13 protein-coding genes are annotated in these 23,034 nt (G+C 45.9%); 7 read left to right on the top strand and 6 right to left on the bottom strand.

What is annotated here, in order from left to right:
- Position 1: 1 nt before the first annotated feature.
- Both DLE54_RS05485 and DLE54_RS05480 read right to left on the bottom strand, forming a co-directional pair.
- A complete protein-coding gene (locus DLE54_RS05485) occupies positions 2-766 on the bottom strand; it encodes an ABC transporter ATP-binding protein (protein ID WP_110816523.1) in 765 nt (254 codons plus the stop codon).
- Positions 767-1,002: 236 nt separating this feature from the next.
- Positions 1,003-2,205, bottom strand: coding sequence for a methyltransferase (locus DLE54_RS05480; protein WP_110816522.1), 1,203 nt, complete (start codon positions 2,203-2,205; stop codon positions 1,003-1,005).
- Between the two features lie 213 nt (positions 2,206-2,418).
- On the opposite strand from DLE54_RS05480, the gene DLE54_RS05475 reads away from it, so the two are divergent.
- Complete coding sequence (locus tag DLE54_RS05475; RefSeq protein WP_110816521.1) at positions 2,419-4,014, top strand: exonuclease SbcCD subunit D C-terminal domain-containing protein; 1,596 nt, start codon at positions 2,419-2,421, stop codon at positions 4,012-4,014.
- A gap of 117 nt (positions 4,015-4,131) precedes the next feature.
- On the top strand, positions 4,132-8,172 hold the full coding sequence (locus DLE54_RS05470; protein WP_110816520.1) for an AAA family ATPase: 4,041 nt from the start codon (positions 4,132-4,134) through the stop codon (positions 8,170-8,172).
- A 152-nt stretch (positions 8,173-8,324) separates the two neighbouring features.
- Here the strand turns inward: DLE54_RS05470 and DLE54_RS05465 are convergent, their stop codons facing one another.
- Positions 8,325-13,202 carry an NAD-glutamate dehydrogenase gene (locus DLE54_RS05465; protein WP_110816519.1) on the bottom strand — a complete coding sequence of 1,626 codons (4,878 nt, stop codon included), beginning with the start codon at positions 13,200-13,202 and terminating at the stop codon, positions 8,325-8,327.
- A gap of 640 nt (positions 13,203-13,842) precedes the next feature.
- On the opposite strand from DLE54_RS05465, the gene DLE54_RS05460 reads away from it, so the two are divergent.
- From DLE54_RS05460 to DLE54_RS05440, 5 genes are all read left to right on the top strand, one after another.
- Positions 13,843-14,433 (top strand): TetR/AcrR family transcriptional regulator, encoded by a 591-nt coding sequence (locus tag DLE54_RS05460; protein WP_011960356.1) that lies wholly within the window; start codon positions 13,843-13,845, stop codon positions 14,431-14,433.
- Between the two features lie 513 nt (positions 14,434-14,946).
- Positions 14,947-16,155, top strand: a complete 1,209-nt coding sequence (locus DLE54_RS05455) for an iron-containing alcohol dehydrogenase (RefSeq protein WP_110816518.1) — start codon at positions 14,947-14,949, stop codon at positions 16,153-16,155.
- A 235-nt stretch (positions 16,156-16,390) separates the two neighbouring features.
- Positions 16,391-17,455: an NADP-dependent oxidoreductase gene (locus DLE54_RS05450; protein WP_110816517.1), complete on the top strand. Its 1,065-nt coding sequence runs from the start codon at positions 16,391-16,393 to the stop codon at positions 17,453-17,455.
- Positions 17,456-17,513: 58 nt separating this feature from the next.
- Positions 17,514-18,191: a type 1 glutamine amidotransferase domain-containing protein gene (locus tag DLE54_RS05445; protein WP_110816516.1), complete on the top strand. Its 678-nt coding sequence runs from the start codon at positions 17,514-17,516 to the stop codon at positions 18,189-18,191.
- Positions 18,192-18,217: 26 nt separating this feature from the next.
- A complete protein-coding gene (locus DLE54_RS05440; RefSeq protein WP_110816515.1) occupies positions 18,218-18,847 on the top strand; it encodes a glutathione S-transferase family protein in 630 nt (209 codons plus the stop codon).
- Between the two features lie 134 nt (positions 18,848-18,981).
- Here the strand turns inward: DLE54_RS05440 and DLE54_RS05435 are convergent, their stop codons facing one another.
- From DLE54_RS05435 to DLE54_RS05425, 3 genes are all read right to left on the bottom strand, one after another.
- Entirely contained in the window at positions 18,982-20,190 is a 1,209-nt protein-coding gene (locus DLE54_RS05435) for a WG repeat-containing protein (protein WP_227535567.1), read from the bottom strand.
- A 201-nt stretch (positions 20,191-20,391) separates the two neighbouring features.
- Positions 20,392-21,729 (bottom strand): D-arabinono-1,4-lactone oxidase, encoded by a 1,338-nt coding sequence (locus DLE54_RS05430; protein ID WP_110816514.1) that lies wholly within the window; start codon positions 21,727-21,729, stop codon positions 20,392-20,394.
- The gene (locus DLE54_RS05425; protein ID WP_110816513.1) at positions 21,717-22,925 is read right to left on the bottom strand and encodes an alanine racemase; all 1,209 of its coding nucleotides are present in this window, start codon (positions 22,923-22,925) and stop codon (positions 21,717-21,719) included. The genes DLE54_RS05430 and DLE54_RS05425 overlap by 13 nt, the downstream gene beginning before the upstream one ends.
- Positions 22,926-23,034 lie beyond the last annotated feature (109 nt).

The raw sequence follows: 23,034 nt of genomic DNA, 5'->3' as shown, positions 1-23,034 counted from the left end.
ATTACACCACTGCCACAGGTTGGCCATTAACTGGATGAGTTAGCAGCTGCATATCGACATTAAAAATATCTTTTAACACGTCTGGCTGCATGATATTAGCCACCGTATCATCATGGCAGATTTTCCCAGCTTTTAGCGCAACAATACGGTCTGCATATTGAGCGGCAAGATTAATATCATGTACAATCATAGCCACTCCCAAGCCCTGTGTATCTACCATCTGTCTAATCAGTGCCATCACCTCTAGCTGATAGCGGACATCTAGTGCTGCCAATGGCTCATCAAGTAGCAGATATTGGGTATCTTGAGCCAAGCACATCGCCAGCCAAACCCGTGCTCGCTCACCGCCCGACAAGGTAGACACAATGCGATCAGCAAAAGGTGCCACTTGAGTCAAATGCATTGCCTCAGTGACTTTATCACGGTCTATTTGACTGGGTTTTTGTAGCCATTTTTGATGCGGATAGCGGCCGAGCATCACAAGCTCACTGACGCTAAAAGAGGCGGCATCGGGTAACTGCTGCGGCAAATAGGCCAGTTTTTTGGCCAAATCTTTACTGCCATAATCGCTAAGCGGTCTATCTTCAAGCACAAGCGACCCTGAGCTTGGTAACATCTCGCCTGCCAAGGTTTTTATTAAAGTGGATTTTCCGGAGCCATTGTGGCCAACCAGAGCAACCAATTGATTGGTCGCAATCTGACAGTTTATGTCTTGTAATAATAGGGTGTTTTGACGGCTAATAGAAAGGTGCTGGGCTTGTAACATAGAATCGCCGTAGATTAGGTGAAAAATTAATAAGCAATTGAATATGCTTTGAATTTAGAGTCACATTATACTTACGAACGATAATAAAAACAATTATCATTCACTTAAAAAATCTAGCGTATGCTTACAGTACAGGCTTGGTATGGCAAGCTTAGGCGCATATTACTAATAGCCATCAATAGGCACCTAAGCTGAATACGCCTAAGGCTTTGCCGTCACAAGTCCACTGCGTTAACCTAATACAAACACCACAGCGAAGTCACCTCAGCACGGCGCGCTTCAAATAATGGATCGCTTTTATCTTGGCTTTTGCCATGGGTTGGCTCAGTATCTAAGCGATATTTGACCTTTAAGCCGGCCTCCTCTATCCAGCCAAGTAACTCTTCACGGCTACGTAGCTGTAAATGTTCGGCTAAATCTGACAATATCAACCAGACTTCACCGTTGTCGGCCAAATGCGACTTTGCGCCCATAAAAAAACCACGCAACATCGCACTATTGGCATCATATACTGCATACTCTAACGGTGAGCTGGGTTTGGCGGGCAGCCAAGGCGGGTTACAGACAATCAAATTAGCCAGCGGCGCTTGCTTGGGATACAGATCTATTTGCTGCAGCTGTACCTGTTCAATTTGCAGGCGTTCGAAGTTATCATCGGCACAGTCTAATGCGCGGGGATTTAAATCAGTGGCAATCACTTCTTTTACACCACGCTGCGCCAGAACAATGGATAATAGACCCGTACCGGTACCAATGTCATAGGCGATATCGCAAGGCTTTGGCATAGGTGCATCAAGTAGCAGCTGCACATATTCTTGGCGGGTTGGTGCGAACACACCGTAATGAGGGTGAATTGATACGCCTAGAGCCTCAACGGGAACGCCTTTTTTGCGCCACTGCGCGGCACCCAATGCGCCCTGCAAGTCACGAAAGGACAACACGCATGCCTCATCCATCTTACCAAAGGCAGCTGTACAAGCCTCCCTGACTTCAGGGGCGCGGCCTAGATTGAGTTGATAATTGGCATCGAAATGTAATAGTAGGCGGCTTAATATTCGAGAGCGCTGAGTTTGCGCCAAACGGTTTTTATGAAATAGATTCGGCAGGTGTTGTGACGCGCTCACCGGCTTTGAGTCACCCCTCATTGAATCAGTCACTGCTTGAGCGGCTTTTTTTGCGGTTTTTTCAGCCTTGCGCAGCTCAGCACGATCAATACGGCGCTGCAGGGCTTGAATTAATTGCTTGGCATTATGAAAGTCGCCTCGCCACAGCATAGAAGTGCCGGCATTGGCTAAGCGGTAGGCGGTATCTGCCGTGGTGGTGTCATCGATGATAACGATGCGGGTAGGCGGACCATGATTGCTCTGTGAGAGCCATTGTGCACGGTGTAGACTGCCATTTTCTTGCCATTGAACATACTGTCTTGTTGCTACTAACACGAAATTTACCTTCTTTCATTTATCAATACTAAAAAAACCACTATCATACACTAAACAATAATAAACTTCGCGACAGCCTGGTTATCCTGCTCAGCTTTTGCGGTATTTGTGCTATGATAATTTATCCTCTTTGCTATTGATTAAGTCGCTCTTTTAACGACAATTTAACGACAAGTCGCCCTCTTAACTATTTAACCTGCTCTGCTATCCTTTATGTCAAATCCTACTTCGTTATCCCATCCCCCAAAACCACTCACCATTTTACATACCTCAGACTGGCATCTGGGACGCCGTTTGTATGGCCAATTACGCTACCATGAATTTGAGGCTTTTTTGGCATGGCTGACTCAGACCTTGCAGCAATATGAGGTCGATGTGCTGATCGTCGCTGGTGATGTATTTGACACCATGACGCCCAGTAATAAGGCTCAAGCGCTGTACTATGAATTCTTGGGTGTGGTCTCTAAGTCGCACTGCGATCACGTGGTGGTGGTGGCTGGCAATCATGACTCCCCTACCCTCTTGGACGCGCCAGCCAATGTGCTCAAAGCGTTAAACGTGCATGTGATTGGCACCGCTTGCGAAGATGTGGCCGATGAAGTATTGGTGCTCACAGACAGCCAAGATCAAGCGCAATGCATCATTGCGGCGGTGCCTTATCTTCGTGACCGTGATGTGCGTAGTGCTCAAGCAGGCGAGTCAGGCGCAGATAAAGATGCCAATCTGTTGGCTGGTATCCATGAGCACTATGCGAAGGTGGCGCAGGTTGCCAAAGCCAAACAGGCCAAGCTGATCGCTCAGCAGCAGCGCCATATCCCTCTTATTGCCACTGGTCATTTGTTTGCCGCAGGGGGTGCGACCACAGCTGATGATGGGGTACGTGAGCTGTATGTCGGCAGTCTGGGTAAGATTTCAGCCGATATGTTTGATGAGTGCTTTGATTATGTGGCACTTGGGCACCTGCATGTGCCGCAAAAGGTGGGCGGCCGTGAGCACATTCGTTATAGTGGCTCCCCTATTGCGATGGGCTTTGGAGAGGCCAATCAGACCAAACAGGTATTGTTGGTACAGTTTGGCCAAAACTTAGCCTCTGATAGCCTTAAAGAGCGCGTTCAAGAGCACATTAAAGAGCGCATTGAGGAGGCTTCTACTGCACCTCAAATATCTGCTAAGCCCAGCCATACCTTAACGACACCGGCAGCAGGCGTAGCTGCCAATTTATCTCAAGCGGATTTGTTTTGTGGAGATTTATTTGACGATTGGCTTGAGCCGACAGCAAATCAGCCATCTCAGCTGCAAACCCATGCAGATTCAGCAGCAGACTCTATAAGCCAATTAGACAAGCAGCATAAGCCAGATGAGGCACTGGCGGCCAAAACCTTGCACATCACCGCCGATAATACCATGCAAATTATCGCGATTACTGTGCCTTGCTTTCAGCAGCTCTTGCCCATTTCAGGTGATATCAATCATATTCTACAAAGCCTGCAACAACTCCCACACACCAAGCCCATTTGGATAGAGGTGGCTTATACCGGCGATGAAATCGTCAGCGATTTGCGCGAGCAGATCCATGCTGCCGTGGCTGGCACACCTTTTGAGGTATTAAAAATCAAGAACCATCAGGTTCGTAACAAGGTGCTCAAAGCACAGAGCACGCATGAGACGCTGCAAGACTTGGATGAAATGCAGGTCTTTGAGCGCTGCTTAGTGGCGAATAAAGTGGCAGAATCTCAGCGTCCCAGCTTGCGCGAGGCCTATGCACAAATCGTGTATCAAATCCATCATGATGACTCGATGGCCGAGTAGATCTATTGCTGGTGCACGTGCTGCTTATGCTCATGTTGCTATTACTATTGCCCTTGTGCTGCTATTTACTATGTTTTAATTATTTCAACGTTATTTATTTAAACGGCTTGTTATCCCATGCGACTGATTGAATTACGACTCAAAAACCTAAATTCTTTAAAGGGCGAATGGCGCATCGACTTTAGCGATGAAGCCTATATCAACGAAGGTATTTTTGCCATTATTGGGCACACAGGCGCAGGCAAGACCACCATTTTGGATGCCATTTGCTTAGCGCTATATGGAGAAACACCGCGGATCAGTAACATTAGTAAATCGACCAATGAGGTGATGACTCGCCAAACTGGGGAGTGTCTGGCCGAAGTGGTGATTGATATAAATGGCACACATTACCGCTGTCATTGGTATCAGCGCCGTGCCCATGGTAAGCCTGACGGTAACTTGCAAGACGCCACCCATGAGCTGTCCCTTGCCAGCGATCATGAGGGACAAAAAGCCGGTACGGTTCTTGAAGAAAAATCATCGCTGACCAAAAAGCGAATTGTTGAACTTACCCGTATGGACTTTCAGCAATTCACCCGCTCCATCTTATTGGCTCAGGGCAGCTTTGCGGCATTTTTAAGCGCCAAAGCCGATGAGCGTGCCGACATCTTGGAGAAGATAACCGGCACCGATATTTATGCCACCATCTCTGAGCGAGTGCACGAAAAAAAACGACAAGAAGAAGCCCTTCTTAATACCTTGCAGGCCAAGCTTCAGGGGCTAGAGTTGCTCGATGTAGAGGCCGAGACCCAACTCAAGCAACAGCTCGAGGCCAATACCAAACAACTGACAGATAACCGCGCCATCGTTAGCCAATTAGAGGATCAATTAACATGGATCACTGAGGTTGAACAGCTTACAGAGCAAGTGGTGACGCTTAACGCCGATGTGGCGGTATCCATACAAGCAAAAACAGCCTTTGAAGAGGATGCAAAACGTCTAGAGCGTGCCAATAAGGCGTTAGAGATTGAAAGTCACTATACACAAGTGCGTAATCTGCGCGCCTCAAAACATCAGCTGGATCAAGAGCTGTCTAATAAACAGCAGCAAATCCCTGTCTTACAGCAGCAGCTTGATGAGCAGCAAACACAAATGACTCAGGCACAAAAGCGTGAAGCATCAGCTAACCAAGTCTTGAATGACACGCTCCCTGTGATTGAACAAACGCGCCAGCTAGATAATCAAATTGAACAAAAGCAGCTTACCCTAAAGCAGCAGCAACAATTACAGCACACCCATCAGCAAAGCTTGGCCGAATTCAAGGCAACAATAACACGCCTTATATCAGATAAAAGCCAAACCCAGCAGCAGCTGGCTGAGGTTGACAGCTACCTACAGCAGTACCAGCACCACAGCCAGCTAAATGTGGATATAAGTGGCTTAAATACCCTCGGCTTAACTCTTAAAGCTGAGCTTGAAAATAACTATAAGCTGTATCAGCAGCAGCACTTAAAAGAGCAAGAAAATAAGGATCTGACCCAACAATTAAACGCCCTAAAGCAAGAACAGGCCACGAACCAGGCCCTTTATGAAACAAAACAAGCCAAGTTGACTGAGTTATATCACGCGCAGCAAGCACTGTTACAGGGTCAGCCTTTGGCGGCACTTCGTCAGCAGCAAGAGCACAATGATGCCTTGAGCACGCAGCTGTCCATACTACAGCAGCACCTTGATAATAAAGCTGAATTGGCCACTCAAATCAGCGCTGAAAAGGCAGTCACCACTCAGTTTGACTCAGATATGGCTGACCTACAAAGCGCCATTGAACAGGCTGAGCAAGATCTTGAGATGCTAAACCGTCATCAGCAGGACAAACAATCTCAAGTAGAACAACAACAAAAAATCATTGAGCTGGAGGCCAAGCTTGAGGATTATATCGAGCTGTTAGCCCATAATCAGCCCTGTCCACTGTGTGGCTCTACCGAACACCCTAGTGTTGCTAACAAAAAATCTAATTCATCTGAGGCTCATACCAAGCTCCATCAATTAAAAGATGAGCTGTCTCAAATAGTCGCTAAAATTAATCGTGCCAAGCAAAATTTGGACGACGCCAAGCTGGCTTATAAAAACACTGAGTATAAGCAGCAACAAAGCCACGCTCAGCTGACAAACCAGCTACAGCGACTTAATACAACACTAAGCCAGATACTAAACCATACTAATACGTTATCTGAGCAATTAAGTGCTGCCCCCACCGTGCTGCAACAGCAGTTACTAAATAGCAGCGCTCACCTTCATGAAACTGATCCTCAAAGCAGCGATCCAAAAAATCATCAGAACGACCAGCAGCCAGCGGCGCCTAAGCCGGCTCTATTGTTAAAGCTATCGCAGCTAACAGCAGATTTTGACAGTCAGCCAAACCAGCAGCAGCTTGAGGCTTTACTAGCCACGGGCAAGCAAATTACAGCGTGTATTTATGACGCACAGCAGCGATTACACCATCAAAAACAGCAGATTAAGCAGTCTTTAGAGGAACAAGATGCGCTGACCCAGCAGATAACAGATATCGAGAAGCGGCATAAAGCGATAGAGGCTGATAACCAAAGGCTAATGATGCACATCAAGGACATTGAAGCCAAGCAGCAGCTTAACCAGCATAGTATCACTCAAGCTACAGCCTTTATAGATCAAGGTTTTAGTAAGCTTGGTGAGAGCGTTCAACAGCTGCAAGGTTTGCTAGATAAGTATAAAGACAGTGCGGCGATTAATGACGCCTCACAGACCCTTACTGATTGCGAGCAGTCACTGGCTCAGCTTAGACACTGTATGAATAACCAGCAACACTTAGATGACAAGCAGTGCTATGACTCATTACAGCCGCTACGCAATCTTAGTCAATGGATGGGCGCGCTCAATAACAGCTATGCAGCCAAGCTGGCCTCCAAGCAGCAGCTCTTCACTGAGATCCAAACATTAGACACACAGCTTAAAAGCAATCAGGCTCAGGCAGACAAAGAGCACAGCCAGCTTGCGCTATTGAGTGACACCATCCGTCAGCTGTCACATGAGATGACTCAGCTGCAAAGCCGCCGCCGTGATTTATTTGGTGATAAGCAAGTCAATAGCGAAGACAGCAGATTGCGTGCCGCGCTTGATAGTGCCAAAGACCAGCTTAATCAAATAATTAAAGAGCACAGCCATACGCAGCATCAATTAAGCACGCTTCAAGCAGAAAGCCTACGCCTTGAGACTCAGCTGTCTGAATTACAAAGTCAACTTGCTCAGCAAGAGCACGCGCTAGGCACACAGCTTCTTGCCCATGATTTTGATTCTGAGGCCGATTATTTGGCCGCTCGCCTGCCCAAAGAACAGCGTGATGCGCTCAATCAACGACAGCAAGAGATTGTTAATGCCCTAAATTATGCCCAAAATGCTTTAAAAACGGTTGAACATCAGCTACAGCATAAAACGGCTAATCCGCAAACCACAGACACCAAAGAAAATCTACAGGCTCAGCGGCAACAGCAACAAGACTTAGTCGATGAGCTTATCGAACAGGTGGGCGGCATCAATCAGCAGCTACAAACCAATGAGGCGCGAAAAACAGATCAGCGCTCCCAACTTGAGAAGATAGCTGAGCAAAAACAAAAGCTTAAAGTCTGGCAAGAGCTCTATGGCTTAATTGGCTCTGCCGATGGTAAAAAATACCGCACCTTCGCTCAAGGGCTCACCTTTGAGATTATGGTCAGCAACGCCAATACTCAGCTGCGCAAAATGAGTGACCGATACATACTGGTACGTGACGAGAACAGTCCACTTGAGCTTAACGTTATTGATGACTATCAAGGCGGATTGATACGCAGCACCAAAAACTTATCGGGCGGCGAAGGCTTCTTAATCAGTCTGGCTTTGGCACTGGGGTTATCGAGTATGGCCAGCCAAAACATTCGGGTCGACTCGCTGTTCTTGGATGAAGGCTTTGGTACACTTGATGAGGACTCGCTGGATGTGGCGCTCAACACGCTGACCAACTTGCAGCAAGAAGGCAAGCTGATTGGGATTATCTCGCATGTGCAAGCGCTTAAAGATAGAATTCACACCCAAATTAGAGTGGATAAACTCTCAGGCGGATATAGTAAACTCAGCGGTCCTGGCTGTTCGGCGGTTAAGGATTAATGCCCTCTATTCTCTAACATGTCTCGTTATAAGCGCTAAGCTCAGTCATCATCATACTAAAGGCAGAATACAGGTAAATAAAAAGACCTCTTTATCGATAAAGAGGTCTTTTTATTAGAGACACATAACGCTCATTATCAAGCGCTCGCTACTTACTCAGAAATCAGCTTGTTAATCTCGCTAATCATAACCGAGAGCGCTGATAAGCCCACCTCAGTACCGTTCAGTTTAGACATTTGACCCGCCATATCTTCAATGGCTTGTCTGTGAGCCTGTTGCCACTGCTCAAGAGTGGCCGCTGCATTGTCCTGAGACAAAAGTTTGTTCATCATCTGACGCAGACTACGGGTCAGCTCATTAAGCAGTGCATAGCGCGCACGTCTGTCCCAGTGGTCTTGCTGCGGTAGATGCTCAACTTGTAGCATTAGCCAGTCGATATGCAGGTTTTGATAAACCTCAAAGTACAGCTGTGCAATCTCATCCACCGGGCGCTGATACTGCTCAGCCAGTAGCGCTGTGTCTAAGGCATCAATAGCATAGGGTAAGATGGCAAAGCTTTGAGCCTGATCTTGATTGAGTCCTAAGTCGGTCAACTCAGACACATCTTCTTCTAGATGTGTTTCGAACTGATGGGCAATAATGCCTTGTGACTGAGTTAATTCAGACACCCCATTTTTGAAGCGCTCAATGGTTGGTGCGACTTGCAAATCATTGCCAAAAGCATTAACCAGCCACACAATACCCTGCTCTAACACCGAGCGCACTCTGACCTCTAACTGCAGCAAGGTTACGGCGTCTACTTGGTTATCCAAGGCCTCAAGCGTCTGCCAGCTGTCAGTGACTGCAAAGATATCACGGGCAATGGCATAAGCACGGATTAGGGTCGCTACGCTTTGATTAGTCTCTTCAAACAAGCGGAAGATGGCCTCAATACCCAAGCGGTTTACCACACTGTTGGTCAGATACGTACTGATGATCTCGCGATGCAGACGGTGACGGGTCATCTCATCAAAGAAACGGCTTGCCAGCTCATCTGGGAAGTATTTACGCAGCTCATTAACGAAATAAGGATCATCAGGAAGATCTGACTCTAATAGCTGCTCATACACCCACATTTTGCCATAGGCCAATATCACAGCAAGCTCAGGGCGGGTCATACCAACGCCTGACTTCATGCGCTGCTCAATCACCTCATCACTTGGTAAGAATTCAATGGCTCTATCTAAACGGCCCTGTGCTTCTAGATAATCAATAATACGCTTATGATCGGTTAGGTTATCTGCCCCATCTAAATGACTGAGCTCTAAGGCTTGCGGCTGCAGATAGTTTTGACGCAGTACCAACTGAGCCACTTCATCGGTCATGCTCTTTAATAAGTCATTGCGCTGCTTGGTGGTCATATCACCTTGCTCAACCACTTTGCCCAATAAGATTTTAATATTGACCTCATGATCTGAGCAGTTAACACCGGCTGAGTTATCAATGGCATCGGTATATAAATGACCGCCTTCATGTTGTGGGCCACCATATAAGGCATACTCAATACGGCCTTGTTGGGTGCAGCCTAAGTTACCCCCTTCACCAAAGACTTTGGCACGGATATCCTCACCATTAACGCGAACCGCGTCATTAGCTCGGTCACCCACATCAGCATGGCTCTCCTCGCGGCTCTTGACGTACGTACCGATACCGCCGTTCCAAATTAAGTCCACCGGCGCTTTTAATAAGCGACCAATCAACTCATTGGGGGTTAAGCTGTCCTCAGAGATATCAAAGGCCGCTTTCATTTCATCAGTTATGACAATCGATTTATCTGAGCGTGAGAACACGCCGCCGCCTTGGCTAATAAGCGATTTTTCATAATCATCCCACGTTGAGCGCGGTAGATTAAATAAGCGCTCACGTTCGGCGTAAGATGCCTCCGTATCTGGATTAGGATCGATAAAGATATGCATATGGTTAAAGGCAGCTTGCAGCTTGATATGCTTAGACAGCAGCATACCATTACCGAACACGTCGCCGCTCATATCACCAATACCCACGACGGTGAAGTCGTCTTTGTTTTGGATGTCTAGACCCAACATTCTAAAGTGACGTTTGACCGATTCCCAAGCGCCGCGAGCAGTAATCCCCATAGCCTTGTGGTCATAACCGACTGAGCCACCTGAGGCGAAGGCATCATCGAGCCAAAACCCATATTCAGCAGCCACGCCATTGGCGATGTCTGAGAAGCTGGCGGTACCTTTATCAGCTGCCACAACCAGATATGGATCATCCTCATCGTGACGCACTGTATTGTCCGGATGCACCACATTGCCATCGACTAAGTTGTCAGTCACATCTAGCATACCGCGTAAGAAGGTCTGATAACACTCAATACCTTCTTTTTGGAACGCTTCTCGGCCATCAGCGGGGCTTTTTTGCTTCACGATAAAGCCGCCTTTTGAGCCTACTGGCACAATCACTGCGTTCTTGACCATTTGTGCTTTAACCAAGCCTAACACTTCGGTACGGAAATCCTCCATACGGTCTGACCAGCGAAGACCACCACGCGCCACTTTTCCGCCGCGTAAGTGAATGGCTTCCACACGTGGGGAATACACAAAGATCTCAAACATCGGTTTGGGCTTAGGCAGATTGGGGATATCACTGGCCGCAAATTTAAAGGACAAGCGGTCTTTACGGTTACCCTCGCTATCACGCTGATAGAAGTTGGTGCGTAGCATGGCATTGATTAAGTCCAAGTACCAACGCAAGATTCTATCTTCATCTAGGCTATCTACTTTAGCCAGCGCCGCTTTTAGCTGCTCTTGGCACGCTTGAGTTTTGCTGACTCGTACCTCCTCGCTATAGTCCGGATTCATACGCGCATCGAACAAGTCGGCAATCATCACTGCGATATCGCCATTTTTTACTAAGGTTTGCTGAATATACTGACTTGAGAATGGCGCTTTGGCTTGTAGGATATAGCGCATTAATGCCCGCAGTACCACGACTTCAAATGTACCCAAGCGGGTGGCCAACACCAGCTCATTTAGTGAGTCACTCTCAACACGGCCCGCCCAAATTTGCGCTAGGCTGTCCTCGAACTGCTCACGCACCACTGCCAAATCAATGGTCTTAGCATTACGTATGGTCAGCTCGTACTCTTGCAGCCACATTGACTGCTCAGGCAAATCAAACTCGTAGGTCTGTGCTGAGACCACCAGCACCCCAAAGTTTTCTAAAATCGGTAAGATGTTGGATAAAATGGTGGGCTGATTTAAGCCATAGAGCTTTAGATGCAGCTGATTGCTTTCATCACCAGTAGATTGATACAGCTTCCATATCATAGGATTGCTGTCGCTTAGGCTGGCCAGACGCTTGGTATCAGTCACGCCGGTACGGACATCAAAGCGCTCTTTGTAAGCGGCAGGAATGGTATTTAAATAGCGCTTTAACAGGCTATTGGCTTTTTGCTCACCCAAAGCGGCGACCATAACTTGCTGATACTGATCGCTCCAGTCCTCCATCAGGCCATTGAGCTCATCTTCTAGCTGCTGTAAATCGACCGTATTGATTTGACCAGGCTCGGTACGCACATGCACATGGACGCGGGCATGATATGACTCATCGAACTCAGTGGTAAAGCCAGAGGAAATGCCATTAAAGGCATCTACTAACGCCTGCTGCATCTTAAGACGTAAGCTGGTATTAAACTTATCACGAGGGATATAGACCAGGCACGACACGAAGCGTTGATAGTGATCGACACGGGTAAATAGGCGCAGACGCTTTTTGTCTTTTAGCTGAGCAATACCAGAGACGATGGGATACAGCTCATCAATATTGGCTTGGAACAAGTCATCGCGTGGCAAGCTGTTGATGATGTGCATGTATTTATGATAGTTGTAGCCATTTTTTGGAAAGTCGGCTTGCTCCATAATTTTATTGGCTTTTTCGCGCAGTAGCGGAATTTGCTGCACGCTTAGCTGATATGCCTGAGAGGTCAATAAGCCAATAAAGCGGTACTCGCCAATTAGGCGACCTTGCGCATCATATTTATGAATGCCCAAAAAGTCCATATATACGGGACGATGAATGGGTGACAATTGACTTGATTTTGACAGTAACACCACGCGCGGCATGGTCATTAGCACTTTTAGACTGTCTGGTAGCTGCGCAAAACTTCTGGACGGTGTGTCTTCAGAAACCCCGTTTAATAAGCCAAGGCCACTGTTGCCTACAGAAATAAGGTTAATGGTCTTGCCTGCGTCTAAATGCTCCGCATCTAAGTCGGCGTCATTGGCTAGCTCAAGGCTGTCGGCATTGCCCTCTAAGCGATACTCTCTAAAGCCTAAGAAGATAAAGTTATCATCAGCAATCCACTGCAAAAAAGCTTTAATTTCATCTGCGCTGCTATACACCTCAGGCACAGGCGTATTATCAAGCTCTTGCTTAATTTCGCTAAGCTTATTGCGCATGGCCTGCCAATCGCCAACCACCGTATCTAAAGTGGCGATTTTGTTTAAGATGCGCTCACTTAATAACTGCATGGTCTTGCTGTCTGTACGCTCGATTTCGCAATGAATCAATGACAAGTAGCGGGTATCACTGTCTTGCACACCCTCTACCGCAATAATCTCGTCTGCCTCATTGCGTTTGGCATCAATAATGGTGTTGTGGATGCGGTGTACATCTAGACCTTGTGCCTCAATACACATGGTCAAGGTATCGACCAAAAATGGGCGGTTATACGCGACCAATTGCAACACGGTATGACCGCTATGAAAATGTTGCTCTTCGATACTTGGATTGAATAGGCGTAGGGCGGGCTGATTGTTTTTATAAGACTTTAATAGCACAAAGTGATGCAGCGCCATACCGGCTAAGTCAGCATCTGACTCTTTATCAGCGGTACGCGCCGCTAAGCTGCGGTAATAGACCGAAATGAAGTTGTCTACCAAAGCCTTATCTTTATTGACATAGCTTGTGGCAATATTACTTATGTTTTCAAGACGTTCAGCGCTTAAAGCAAGCGTGTTTTTCATTATAAATCCCTTTGAGAGCTTATTTAATTATTGGTTTATTATCGAAATTTAAAACTAGATTTTTGTCTGTTTTAAAGCTAGATTTTACTCCTCCTAGGCTTGAGACTAAAGGGTTTAACAATGTTTCATCATTACCTGTTCATTCATAATTATTAGTAGGCTTTTATTAAATAAACTGCTCTTGTAATCTGATTTTTATTGCTATACATATCCGTAATTGAGGCCAATATAAGGTAAATATGTGCTAAAATGGTAACTTTCTAGACGACTGGTCTATATTCTTGTATCAGCTTTGTAGTTTCGTCTTGAATTCAATCTGGATTATCCTAACAAATCCTATATAAGCTTTCGGCGACTTTTACTTCGACTATATAAATACTCATACTGACGAGCTATTACTAACAAACCATATAAACACCAAATAAACACCAAATAAACACCAAATAAATACCATATAAATACCAACGATTTTTATACTCAGCCGACTTTAATCTACTACTTAGCATTTGTCGCAATCTACCAAAACAGGGTGATGCGGCTGTATAACGGATACCTAATTATGAGCTCTTCTACCCCTGATACCGTCGCAGTCCGCCATAAGACTGAGGCAGCGACACTACCTACTATTGAAGCGGATTTTGTGAAAGCCGCTAAAGGCGATACTAAGTCGCATTTGTTGGCCACTGGATATCAACTGCTGGCTCATAAAGGCTTTACTGCGGTCGGTATCAAGCTTATCTTAGATACTGCTGGCGTGCCCAAAGGCTCTTTTTATCATTATTTTGCCTCCAAAGAAGCGTTTGGTGAAGCCATTATTAAAGGCTACTTTGAGCATTATAAAAGCCGTCTTGAGGCCATTTCTAACCAAGATATTAGTGCACAACAAAAACTGTATAACTACTTTCAGTTTTGGTATGACACTCAGCAAAATGGCTGCGATCACGAAAAATGCTTGGTGGTTAAATTAAGTGGTGAGGTGGCCGATATCTCAGACCCTATGCGTGAAGCCTTAGCGGGCGGTTATATGCAGACCATTGGCTGGATTAGCGATCAGATTAAGGCTGGCTGGGAAGATGGCTCTGTGCCTAAGACCGAAAATGTGGCAGCAGAGAGTCTGGCCAAGCGCTGGTACTATGCTTGGTTGGGGGCCAGCTTAATTGCCAAGACCAGTCAGTCTAATATTCCATTATCTGAGGTATGGCAGATGACCACCTCAGAGCTTGGGCGCTAAGCTTGCTGAGATGTCGCTTGGCTTATTTTAGTTTTTAGCTTGGTACATTTGTTAGCAGGATATATTTTTTAGCTTGGTACGTTTTTTAGTTTGGTACGTTTTTTAGTTTGGTACGTTTTTTAGCTTATTATATTTGTTAGTGCGGTGCATTGTTTTTAGCGCAGTGTACTGTGGACACAGCGGCTGTGATAGCCGGCTCTAGCGTTAGCAGATCGGCTATCATTTTTGGCGCTATCGCTTTGGATATGGGATGCCCCCAACTTTTATCTAGCACAAATGATGCAGCATTGTGTTTTAAATGATGTTGTTAACCGTTAACTTATCTGTTTAACGCCCCTCTTTGATTCCCTTGTTTAGTCCTAATGTAATCCCCTCCTCTCACTCGGTTATAAAAACCGTCCACAAAAGTTAGGTAGTTTTGTAATTTAACTAGACGACCGGTCTAATTAGAGCGTATTATAGCCACAGATAACAAACCTAGTCTTTACCCCTACCTTTACTTTAAGGATTTTTATGAACAACTTTCAATACTTTAACCCTGTGCGTATCGTCTTTGGTGACGGTCAAATTAAAGAGCTGTCCAATCTAGTACCTAACCACGCCCGTGTATTAATTACTTATGGCGGCGGTTCAGCACAGCGTACTGGCACACTTGATGAAGTAAAAGATGCCCTAAATACAGCAGACAGCACTCGTGAAGTTTTTGAATTTGGTGGTATTGAGCCAAACCCTGAGTTCACCACCTTGATGAAAGCCGCTGATATGGTGAATGAGCACCATATCGACTTTATTCTAGCGGTGGGTGGTGGTTCCGTCATTGATGGCAGTAAATTTGTGGCACTGGTCTCACACCTAACACAAGATGATGGTACCGTGTCGCGCGACCAAGCTTGGGAAGCACTCACCAGCTATACCAGAAACATTGATTCAGCGGTTGACTTAGGTGCTGTATTGACTATTCCAGCAACAGGTTCTGAGATGAATTCAGGTGGCGTGATTAATTACAGTGAACGTAAAGCCAAGCTACCCTTTGGTAACCCATTGGCCTATCCAAAGTTCTCAATTTTAGATCCTACTAAGACCTTAACCTTGCCTGAACGTCAAGTAATGAATGGCGTGGCAGATGCCTTTGTCCATGTCATGGAGCAGTATTTAACTTATCCAGTAAATGCTAAAGTCCAAGATGCTTTTGCAGAAAGCTTGCTAAAAATCTTAATCAGTGAAGGTCAAGCCGTTAAAGCCAATCCAGAGGATCTGGAAGTACGCAAAAACATCATGTGGACAGCAACCATGGCCTTAAATGGTCTAATTGGTACCGGCGTACCTCAAGACTGGACCACACATATGATTGGTCACGAATTAACCTCTCTACACAGCATCGATCATGCCCGCACGTTAACCATAGTGTTGCCCTCAGTGATGCGTGAGTTAAAAGACAGCAAAAAAGACAAGCTTTTACAATATGCCCGCAATGTCTGGCATATCAGCAGCGACACTACCAAAGACGATGACGCCATCATTGAAGAGGCCATTGTGCACACTGAGCGCTTCTTTAAGGATTTAGGCTTACCGGTAAACCTTGCTGATGCCAACCTAGATGAAAGCGCCATTGAGCCTATTGTTCAGCAGTTACAAGCACATGGTATGACTAAGCTTGGTGAGCATAAGACCAATGATTTAGAAGTTTCACGCCGTATTTTACAGCGTGCAGCCCAAGCTTAATTGCCACTTAAAGCCACTTAGCTTAAGTCATAAATTAGGTACAAAAGCACCACATAGGCACAGCCGCCCTACTCTATAATAAAATAGGTGGCTGCGCCCCCACCTCTAAAGATTTTCAAATAATAAAAATAGCAGTCCATTGATTTGGCTTAAATATAATCTGGTTTCAACAACCGCTGCTGCCTACCTCCCTTAATAACAATAAACTGCATAAATACACCAAGGATTTCCACTTATGAGCTTTGATAATACACCATTTAATACAGCCCAATCAGATACCCTAAACCGTCAAATCAAACTGGCCAGCCGTCCTCATGGCAAGCCAATTGACGATAATTTTGAATTAACGACAACTGACGTACCCCGTGCAGCCGATAATGAGATGTTATTACGCACCCTTTATTTATCGCTTGATCCTTATATGCGTGGTCGTATGAGTGATGCCAAAAGCTATGCCGACCCGCTAGAAATGGGTGATGTGATGCTTGGTGCTACCGTATCGCAAGTGGTTAGCTCAAACGTTGAGGGCTTTAGCGAAGGCGATATTGTGGTTGCTTATGGCGGCTGGCAAGACTATAGCGTCAGTACTGGTGAGGGTGTATATAAATTAACCCAAGAGATGAGCAACCCTTCTTACGGCTTAGGTGTGCTGGGTATGCCAGGCTTCACCGGCTATATGGGATTAACTGATATTGGTAAGCCAAAAGCAGGTGAGACCTTAGTAGTAGGCGCAGCAACCGGTCCAGTCGGTGCGACCGTCGGTCAAGTGGGCAAACTACATAACCTAAAAGTAGTGGGCGTCGCAGGTGGTGCAGATAAATGTAAATACGCCGTTGAAGAGCTCGGCTTTGATGTGTGTCTTGATCACCGCAGCGATGACTTCGAGGCGCAGCTAGCCGCCGCATGTCCTAACGGCATTGATATTTATTATGAAAACGTGGGTGGCCGTGTATTTGATGCGGTACTGCCTCTACTGAATGCGCACGCTCGTATCCCTGTGTGTGGTCTTGCTGCTCATTACAATGAGACCGAGCTGCCTGAAGGCAAAGATCGCTTAAGCCAGCTCATGAGCCTCATCTTAAGACAGCGTCTAACCGTTAAAGGCTTTATTATCTTCGAAGAATATGGCGATCACTTCCCTGAGTTTTTACAAACCATGGGCAAATGGGTCTCTGAGGGCAAGGTAAAAACCAAAGAGCATATCGTTGATGGCCTACAAAATGCGCCAAAAGGTTTCGTGGATATGTTAGAGGGCAATAACTTTGGCAAAACCGTGGTTAAAGTCGCTGACCCCAAATAACTGAATTTATAAATAAATGACCGAATTTTAAAAATAGATCTTTGCTATAGGATAACTGATGAAAATATTAATGGTACTTACCTCACATGATAAATTGGCAGAAACGGGTAAAAAAACCGGTTTTTGGTTAGAAGAGTTTGCCGCGCCTTATTACGCCTTTAAAGATGCGGGCGCTGAGATTACTTTGGCCTCACCTGCCGGCGGTCAACCGCCGCTTGACCCAAGCAGTGATACCCCTGACGCTCAAACTAAATACACCGATCGCTTTAAGCAAGATAGCGCAGCCCAAGCGCATTTAGCGACCACTCATAAGCTTGCTGATATCAATGCTGCTGATTATGACGCCGTCTTCTACCCAGGCGGTCATGGCCCCATGTGGGACTTAGCGGTTGATCTCACCTCAATCGCTCTTATCGAAGAATTTGTTAAGTTAGATAAGCCAGTTGCCTTCGTTTGCCACGCACCTGCTGCCTTAAAGAATGTAAAAGTCGATGGCGAATACTTGGTAAAAGACAAAAAAGTCACCGGCTTTAGCAACACCGAAGAAGCAGCGGTTGGCCTAACTGATGTGGTGCCGTTCTTACTAGAAGATGCGCTACAAGCAAATGGTGCTCATTACCAAAAAGATGCGGATTGGCAATCTTACGTGGTCGAAGATGGCCTACTTATCACCGGTCAAAACCCCGCTTCATCTGAAGATGCGGCCAAGCGTCTTATTCAACGTCTACAAGCTTAAGACTCATTATTACTAAGGCTAATATCATGATTAAATTACATCACCTCAATCAATCTCGCTCACTGCGCATATTGTGGCTATTAGAAGAGTTGGGTCAACCCTATGAAGTGGTCAGCTATCAACGTGACGCGACCACGCATCTTGCGCCACAAAGCCTAAAGCAGGTGCATCCCTTGGGTAAATCACCTGTCATCGAGCTTGATGGCCAAGTGCTTGCAGAGTCTGTGGCGATTACGGAGCTATTAATTAAACGCTTTGCTGCTGATACGTTGCGTCCTGCGCCGCAAAGTGCTGAATATGGCAAATATCTACAGTGGATGAACTTTGCTGAAAGCTCAATCATGGTGCCTTTATTGCTTGAATTATTTGTTAATAAAGCAGGCATCACTGACAATGAGTTTTTGTCAGGCTATATCGCCAAAGAAAAGCATAATTTATTAAGCTATCTAAATGATGAGCTTGAAGGTAAATCTTTTATCGTATCTGATAAGCTAACCGGTGCCGACTTTATGCTGTCATTTGACTTAATTATGTTGGCACAGCGCGGCTTATTGAATGACTACCCCCATATCAAAGCTTATGCAGATAGCCTATCTAACATTGACAGCTATCAGCGTGCTTTGCAGTTAGAAGCGCAGTATGATGCGTCAAAATAAGCTTTAGTTAAACCATAACGCTTATAAAGACACCGGCCATAAAAAAACAGCTCCTTATGACTAAGGGGCTGTTTTTTTATGCGGTAAACCCAAATCTTTACAAATCAGTGAGTTTTATACCCAAGCTAACATTACTAACAAGAAACATACTTACCTTCGGTATCAATACACATCTGTGCGCCATTGGCTGTATTGCCGACCCAGGCTTTTCCACCCGTGAACATAAAGGGTTGGACACCTTTATAATTAGCACCGCGAATACGCTGAACTGTAGACTCGGTATAGTTAAAAGGAATAACCAACTCACCCGCCAAGTTTACAAATCCCCACTTATCTCCCATACGTACGCCCGCTAACCCTTCAGAAAACGGGGTGACCTGATTAAATGAGAAGGTAATCATCGGCACACCGCTATAGTTAACGAAGCCCCATTTACCATCGCGCTGTTCAGGCTGCCAAATCTCCGGACCCGATGATGCATTCGATGACATTGGAGCAACTACAGGGCCTGAGTTGATGGCCTCTGGACGCTGAAGCGCATTTAGTGCCTCTATCGCTGACTGGCTGGTAGCCACAGTTGTGCGCGGCGCCGTAGTGCTAGGTAGTGGCGCTTTAATATTGGTGGTGGTTTTGACCACAGGTGTTGACGGATTACGAGCCGTTATACTCTGAGTCGCAGCAGATGCAGGCGCTGCAATGGCTTTACCATATGCATCAATCCACTGCGTACCGGCACGGGTCGTAATCTTGGCTCGGTTGCCAGAGAAGTCACTAATACTGACATAATTGGGCGAAAACGGTAACACCACTGTATTGCGAATATCAATTACCCCAAACATACCCCCTTTTTTGACCACAATGCGGTTGCCATTAGCAGCACGGGCCCAGCCTCTGGTTTGACTGTCACCTCGGATGACATCATAGACCGCGGGGATGATTTCTCGGCCCGCTAAGTTAACATAACCAAGCTTACCCATACGCTGCACAGGTATAAGGCCCTCACTAATTTTGCTGACATCGACACCGGTGTAGCGAGACAAGTCAGCAACTCGCCTACCCCTATTGTCTAGTAGTGCTACGGGCTGGCCTGAGTCTTTGAGTGCCAAGAAGTGATTGCTGCTTGAGGTACAAAACACATTGGAGTAGTAGCTTTTAGGCACCTGACAAGCGGCGTAAGCTGGCACACTCATAGCGCCTAATGTGGCAGTCAGTGCAGCGGCTTTAAGCCAAGGGCTGCTCAGTTTTAGCCAGTTATGGGTTTTTGTGGCACTGATAGCTGTAGTATTGGCTTGCGCCGTTTGAGAAGAAAAATGGTTTTTTACACCGTTAACAATTTTTATCATAGCTTTAGATGATGCATGAGGTTGTGAGTTTAGAGGATTAAGAAAATAGCAGATATGTGGCGTAGATACCATGTAAATAATAATTTGTTGCAAACAAGTAGTAATAAAGCAAGCCTATTTCGCCTACTTTTTATTATCAATATTTTTAATATTAATCATGGCTTGATACCAACCATAGCTCTATTTGTTTGAACTGATGTGTTATTCCATGCCAAAAAACTTCTGCTCAAGCCAGCGGTTCATAAACACATTATCTGGATCATATACCTGCCTGATTTGCAAAAAACGCTTCATTTGCGGGTATAATACTTGCAGCTCATCACTGCTTAATTTATTTATCTTGCCCCAATGCGGACGGCCCTGCCATTTTTTCATATAGTCATAGAGCCAATTAAATAACGGCTCGCTGTCCATGCCTTTATAGACGTGAAAAGACAATACCGCACAGTCCTCACCCTGAGTTGGGCTTAGCATCCCTATCTCTGCTTTATGAGTGCGTACTTCGATAGGAAAGTGTGAGCGCTTATCATCTTGTAATAAGATGTCGTTAATCTCAGTAATGCATTGATCAAAGTCTGACAGCTTAATAAAATATTCCGACTCATTGAACCTGACCCCACGCGGTGTCGGAAACACTTCATAGCTATAACCTTGCCGGTGGGTATTGGGTATAGAGTTTGCTGATATTTCACTGACCTTTTTGGTCAGCTTAGGGTTCATTCTTGCCAACTCAGAGAGCAAGTAGAAAGCACCATTGAGTATGACGATACTTTCAAAATGATCTTTGAGCTTTTGTGCTCGGCGCATGGGCTGTGGTGCCACAACAGATAAGGTCTTCTGCTGTATCTTATTGGTGCCTGGGAATAAAAACCATTCCATATGTCTATGAGCACGTGCTGTATCATGAAACCCTGCCAATCCTTGTTCAAAGTCTATTGGCTCATTGCTCTCTTTTAGACCATATAAATCGACCACTTTTAGGGTAAGCTTGGTAAAGACGCCAAGCATGCCCAAGCTGACATGTAACGCATTGCCCAGCTCATCGGTATCCGGGTCGCCTCGATGATGCGTATGCCGCTGACCTTGACCATCTACCCACTCCCACGCCACCACTTGACTGGACAATGAGCCAAGCCCAATACCTGTACCGTGAGTACCCGTACTGACCGCACCTGCGATAGTTTGTGCTTGCACATCACCCATATTCTCAAGTGCCAAGCCATGCTTTGCCAAAGCCGGACCAATCTCATGCAGGTAAGTGCCGGCGTGCAAGGTGACCTGTTTGTTGGGTTTGTCTACTGAGATTATGCCACGCATATTATGCAGGCTAACCGCAATCTCCTCAGGTTTGGCGCAGCCGCTAAAAGAATGTGCAGCGCCGGTAACCCGCACCCGCTTTTTATGTATACGTGCCTGTTTGATGATCTCTTGCAGCGCTTCTACTGAGCTTGGCGAGAGCTTTTGTTCTGGCGTAGCGGTGACATAGCCGGACCAATTCTCCCACTGACGGCTTGCCTGCCAGTGTCTTAATGAAAACACAGTCCCTCTCCTCGATAAGTTGTCATAACTTGAGCAGCGCCTTCTACAATTAGCGGCTTATTGCCACGGTAGCACACCAACTCATTAAAATGCTCAGCCAGCTCGCCCGCTTTGGCATGGCGACACCAGACGGCCTCTCCGATTGTTGGCATATTGCCTTGTTTGATTACTGCCTCATCTACCGCAAATGGGGTTTGAACCTCTCCAAACCCTTCATCGGGCAGTAAGCTTAAGCCTGGAGGATAATGCACCACAGGCACCTTATCGGTACCGATAGCACCTGAGGCAATAAAGCCGCCCCCTTGACAAGTAATGACCCGTTTTTCAGGCTGACGAGTGACTGGCAACACAAAGCCTGCCGCCGGCTTAAATTGCTGCATACTGTCCATATAATCAAAATAGGCCGGCTTATAATACGCAGAACCCACCGTAATCTCAGTCACTTCAGGCTGGCTTGAGGTAAAGTCCATACTGCCACTGCCGCCACCATTGACCAATTTAAGCGGATACCCCTGTTTATTAATCCAGTGCACCATACTTGCTCGGCGGCGACTGACTTGTCTTTTTGAGCTATTTTTTAACAGCTTAATTGCCGGCGTAATCAGTGACTTACCCGGCAGATGCTCTGCCAGTCCAGCAATTTGAGCCTCATAACCCATCATTGCAGTGATTGTTATATGCGATAAAGAACCTGCTTGTTCTATAAGCGTTTTGACATCGCTTTTGCGCATCAAGGCGGAGCGCTTAGTACCAAAATATAGCTTAGGCAGTGGCATAGACATATTGATATCTAAGCAAACCTCAACGGATTGCTCCTGCTGTTTGCCTATCTCATTTAGCAGATGCAAATGCTCAATACGATCAGCCATCCAAATCATAGTCGCCCCTTGCTGATTATATTTCAGGGCTTCTGTCACGCTTGCTCTGTCTAAAGTTGGATAAGCACATAGGATATTATCAAAGCCATTTTGCAGCAGGTACACAGACTCAGCAGCGCTGTAAGACATAAGGCCAATAAAGTGAGGGGTGTGTTTTTGGATATAACGCAAAACATCCATAGAGCGAATTGACTTAGTCGCAATGCGTAGCTTAACCGCTTGGGTCTTTTGATTGACCAATTTAATATTATGATCGAGTGCATCCATATCTAGCCAAGCACTCACCTTTGGCGGTGCTGGTAGTTGGGCAAAGTCCATTTTTGCTCTCCTGTATAATAACTTCATCACAATCACAGTTCGGCTTATCGCCTACCACCGAATATTATCATTTTATACTAACAGATTATGTTAGCCAAAGCGTTAAAAC

Source organism: Psychrobacter sp. YP14, assembly GCF_003209315.1.
Lineage (GTDB): Bacteria > Pseudomonadota > Gammaproteobacteria > Pseudomonadales > Moraxellaceae > Psychrobacter > Psychrobacter raelei.
Note: the sequence above shows the minus strand (reverse complement) of the source record. Positions and strands in the feature narration are given on the sequence as shown.

Bases quoted from the DNA above. Each gene is read 5' to 3' on its own strand.
- DLE54_RS05475 (WP_110816521.1), top strand. From the start codon at position 2,419: ATGTCAAATCCTACTTCGTTATCCCATCCCCCAAAACCACTCACCATT.
- DLE54_RS05465 (WP_110816519.1), bottom strand. From the start codon at position 13,202: ATGAAAAACACGCTTGCTTTAAGCGCTGAACGTCTTGAAAACATAAGT.
- DLE54_RS05445 (WP_110816516.1), top strand. From the start codon at position 17,514: ATGAAAATATTAATGGTACTTACCTCACATGATAAATTGGCAGAAACG.
- DLE54_RS05485 (WP_110816523.1), bottom strand. From the start codon at position 766: ATGTTACAAGCCCAGCACCTTTCTATTAGCCGTCAAAACACCCTATTA.
- DLE54_RS05470 (WP_110816520.1), top strand. From the start codon at position 4,132: ATGCGACTGATTGAATTACGACTCAAAAACCTAAATTCTTTAAAGGGC.
- DLE54_RS05425 (WP_110816513.1), bottom strand. From the start codon at position 22,925: ATGGACTTTGCCCAACTACCAGCACCGCCAAAGGTGAGTGCTTGGCTA.
- DLE54_RS05435 (WP_227535567.1), bottom strand. From the start codon at position 20,190: ATGATAAAAATTGTTAACGGTGTAAAAAACCATTTTTCTTCTCAAACG.
- DLE54_RS05440 (WP_110816515.1), top strand. From the start codon at position 18,218: ATGATTAAATTACATCACCTCAATCAATCTCGCTCACTGCGCATATTG.
- DLE54_RS05450 (WP_110816517.1), top strand. From the start codon at position 16,391: ATGAGCTTTGATAATACACCATTTAATACAGCCCAATCAGATACCCTA.
- DLE54_RS05455 (WP_110816518.1), top strand. From the start codon at position 14,947: ATGAACAACTTTCAATACTTTAACCCTGTGCGTATCGTCTTTGGTGAC.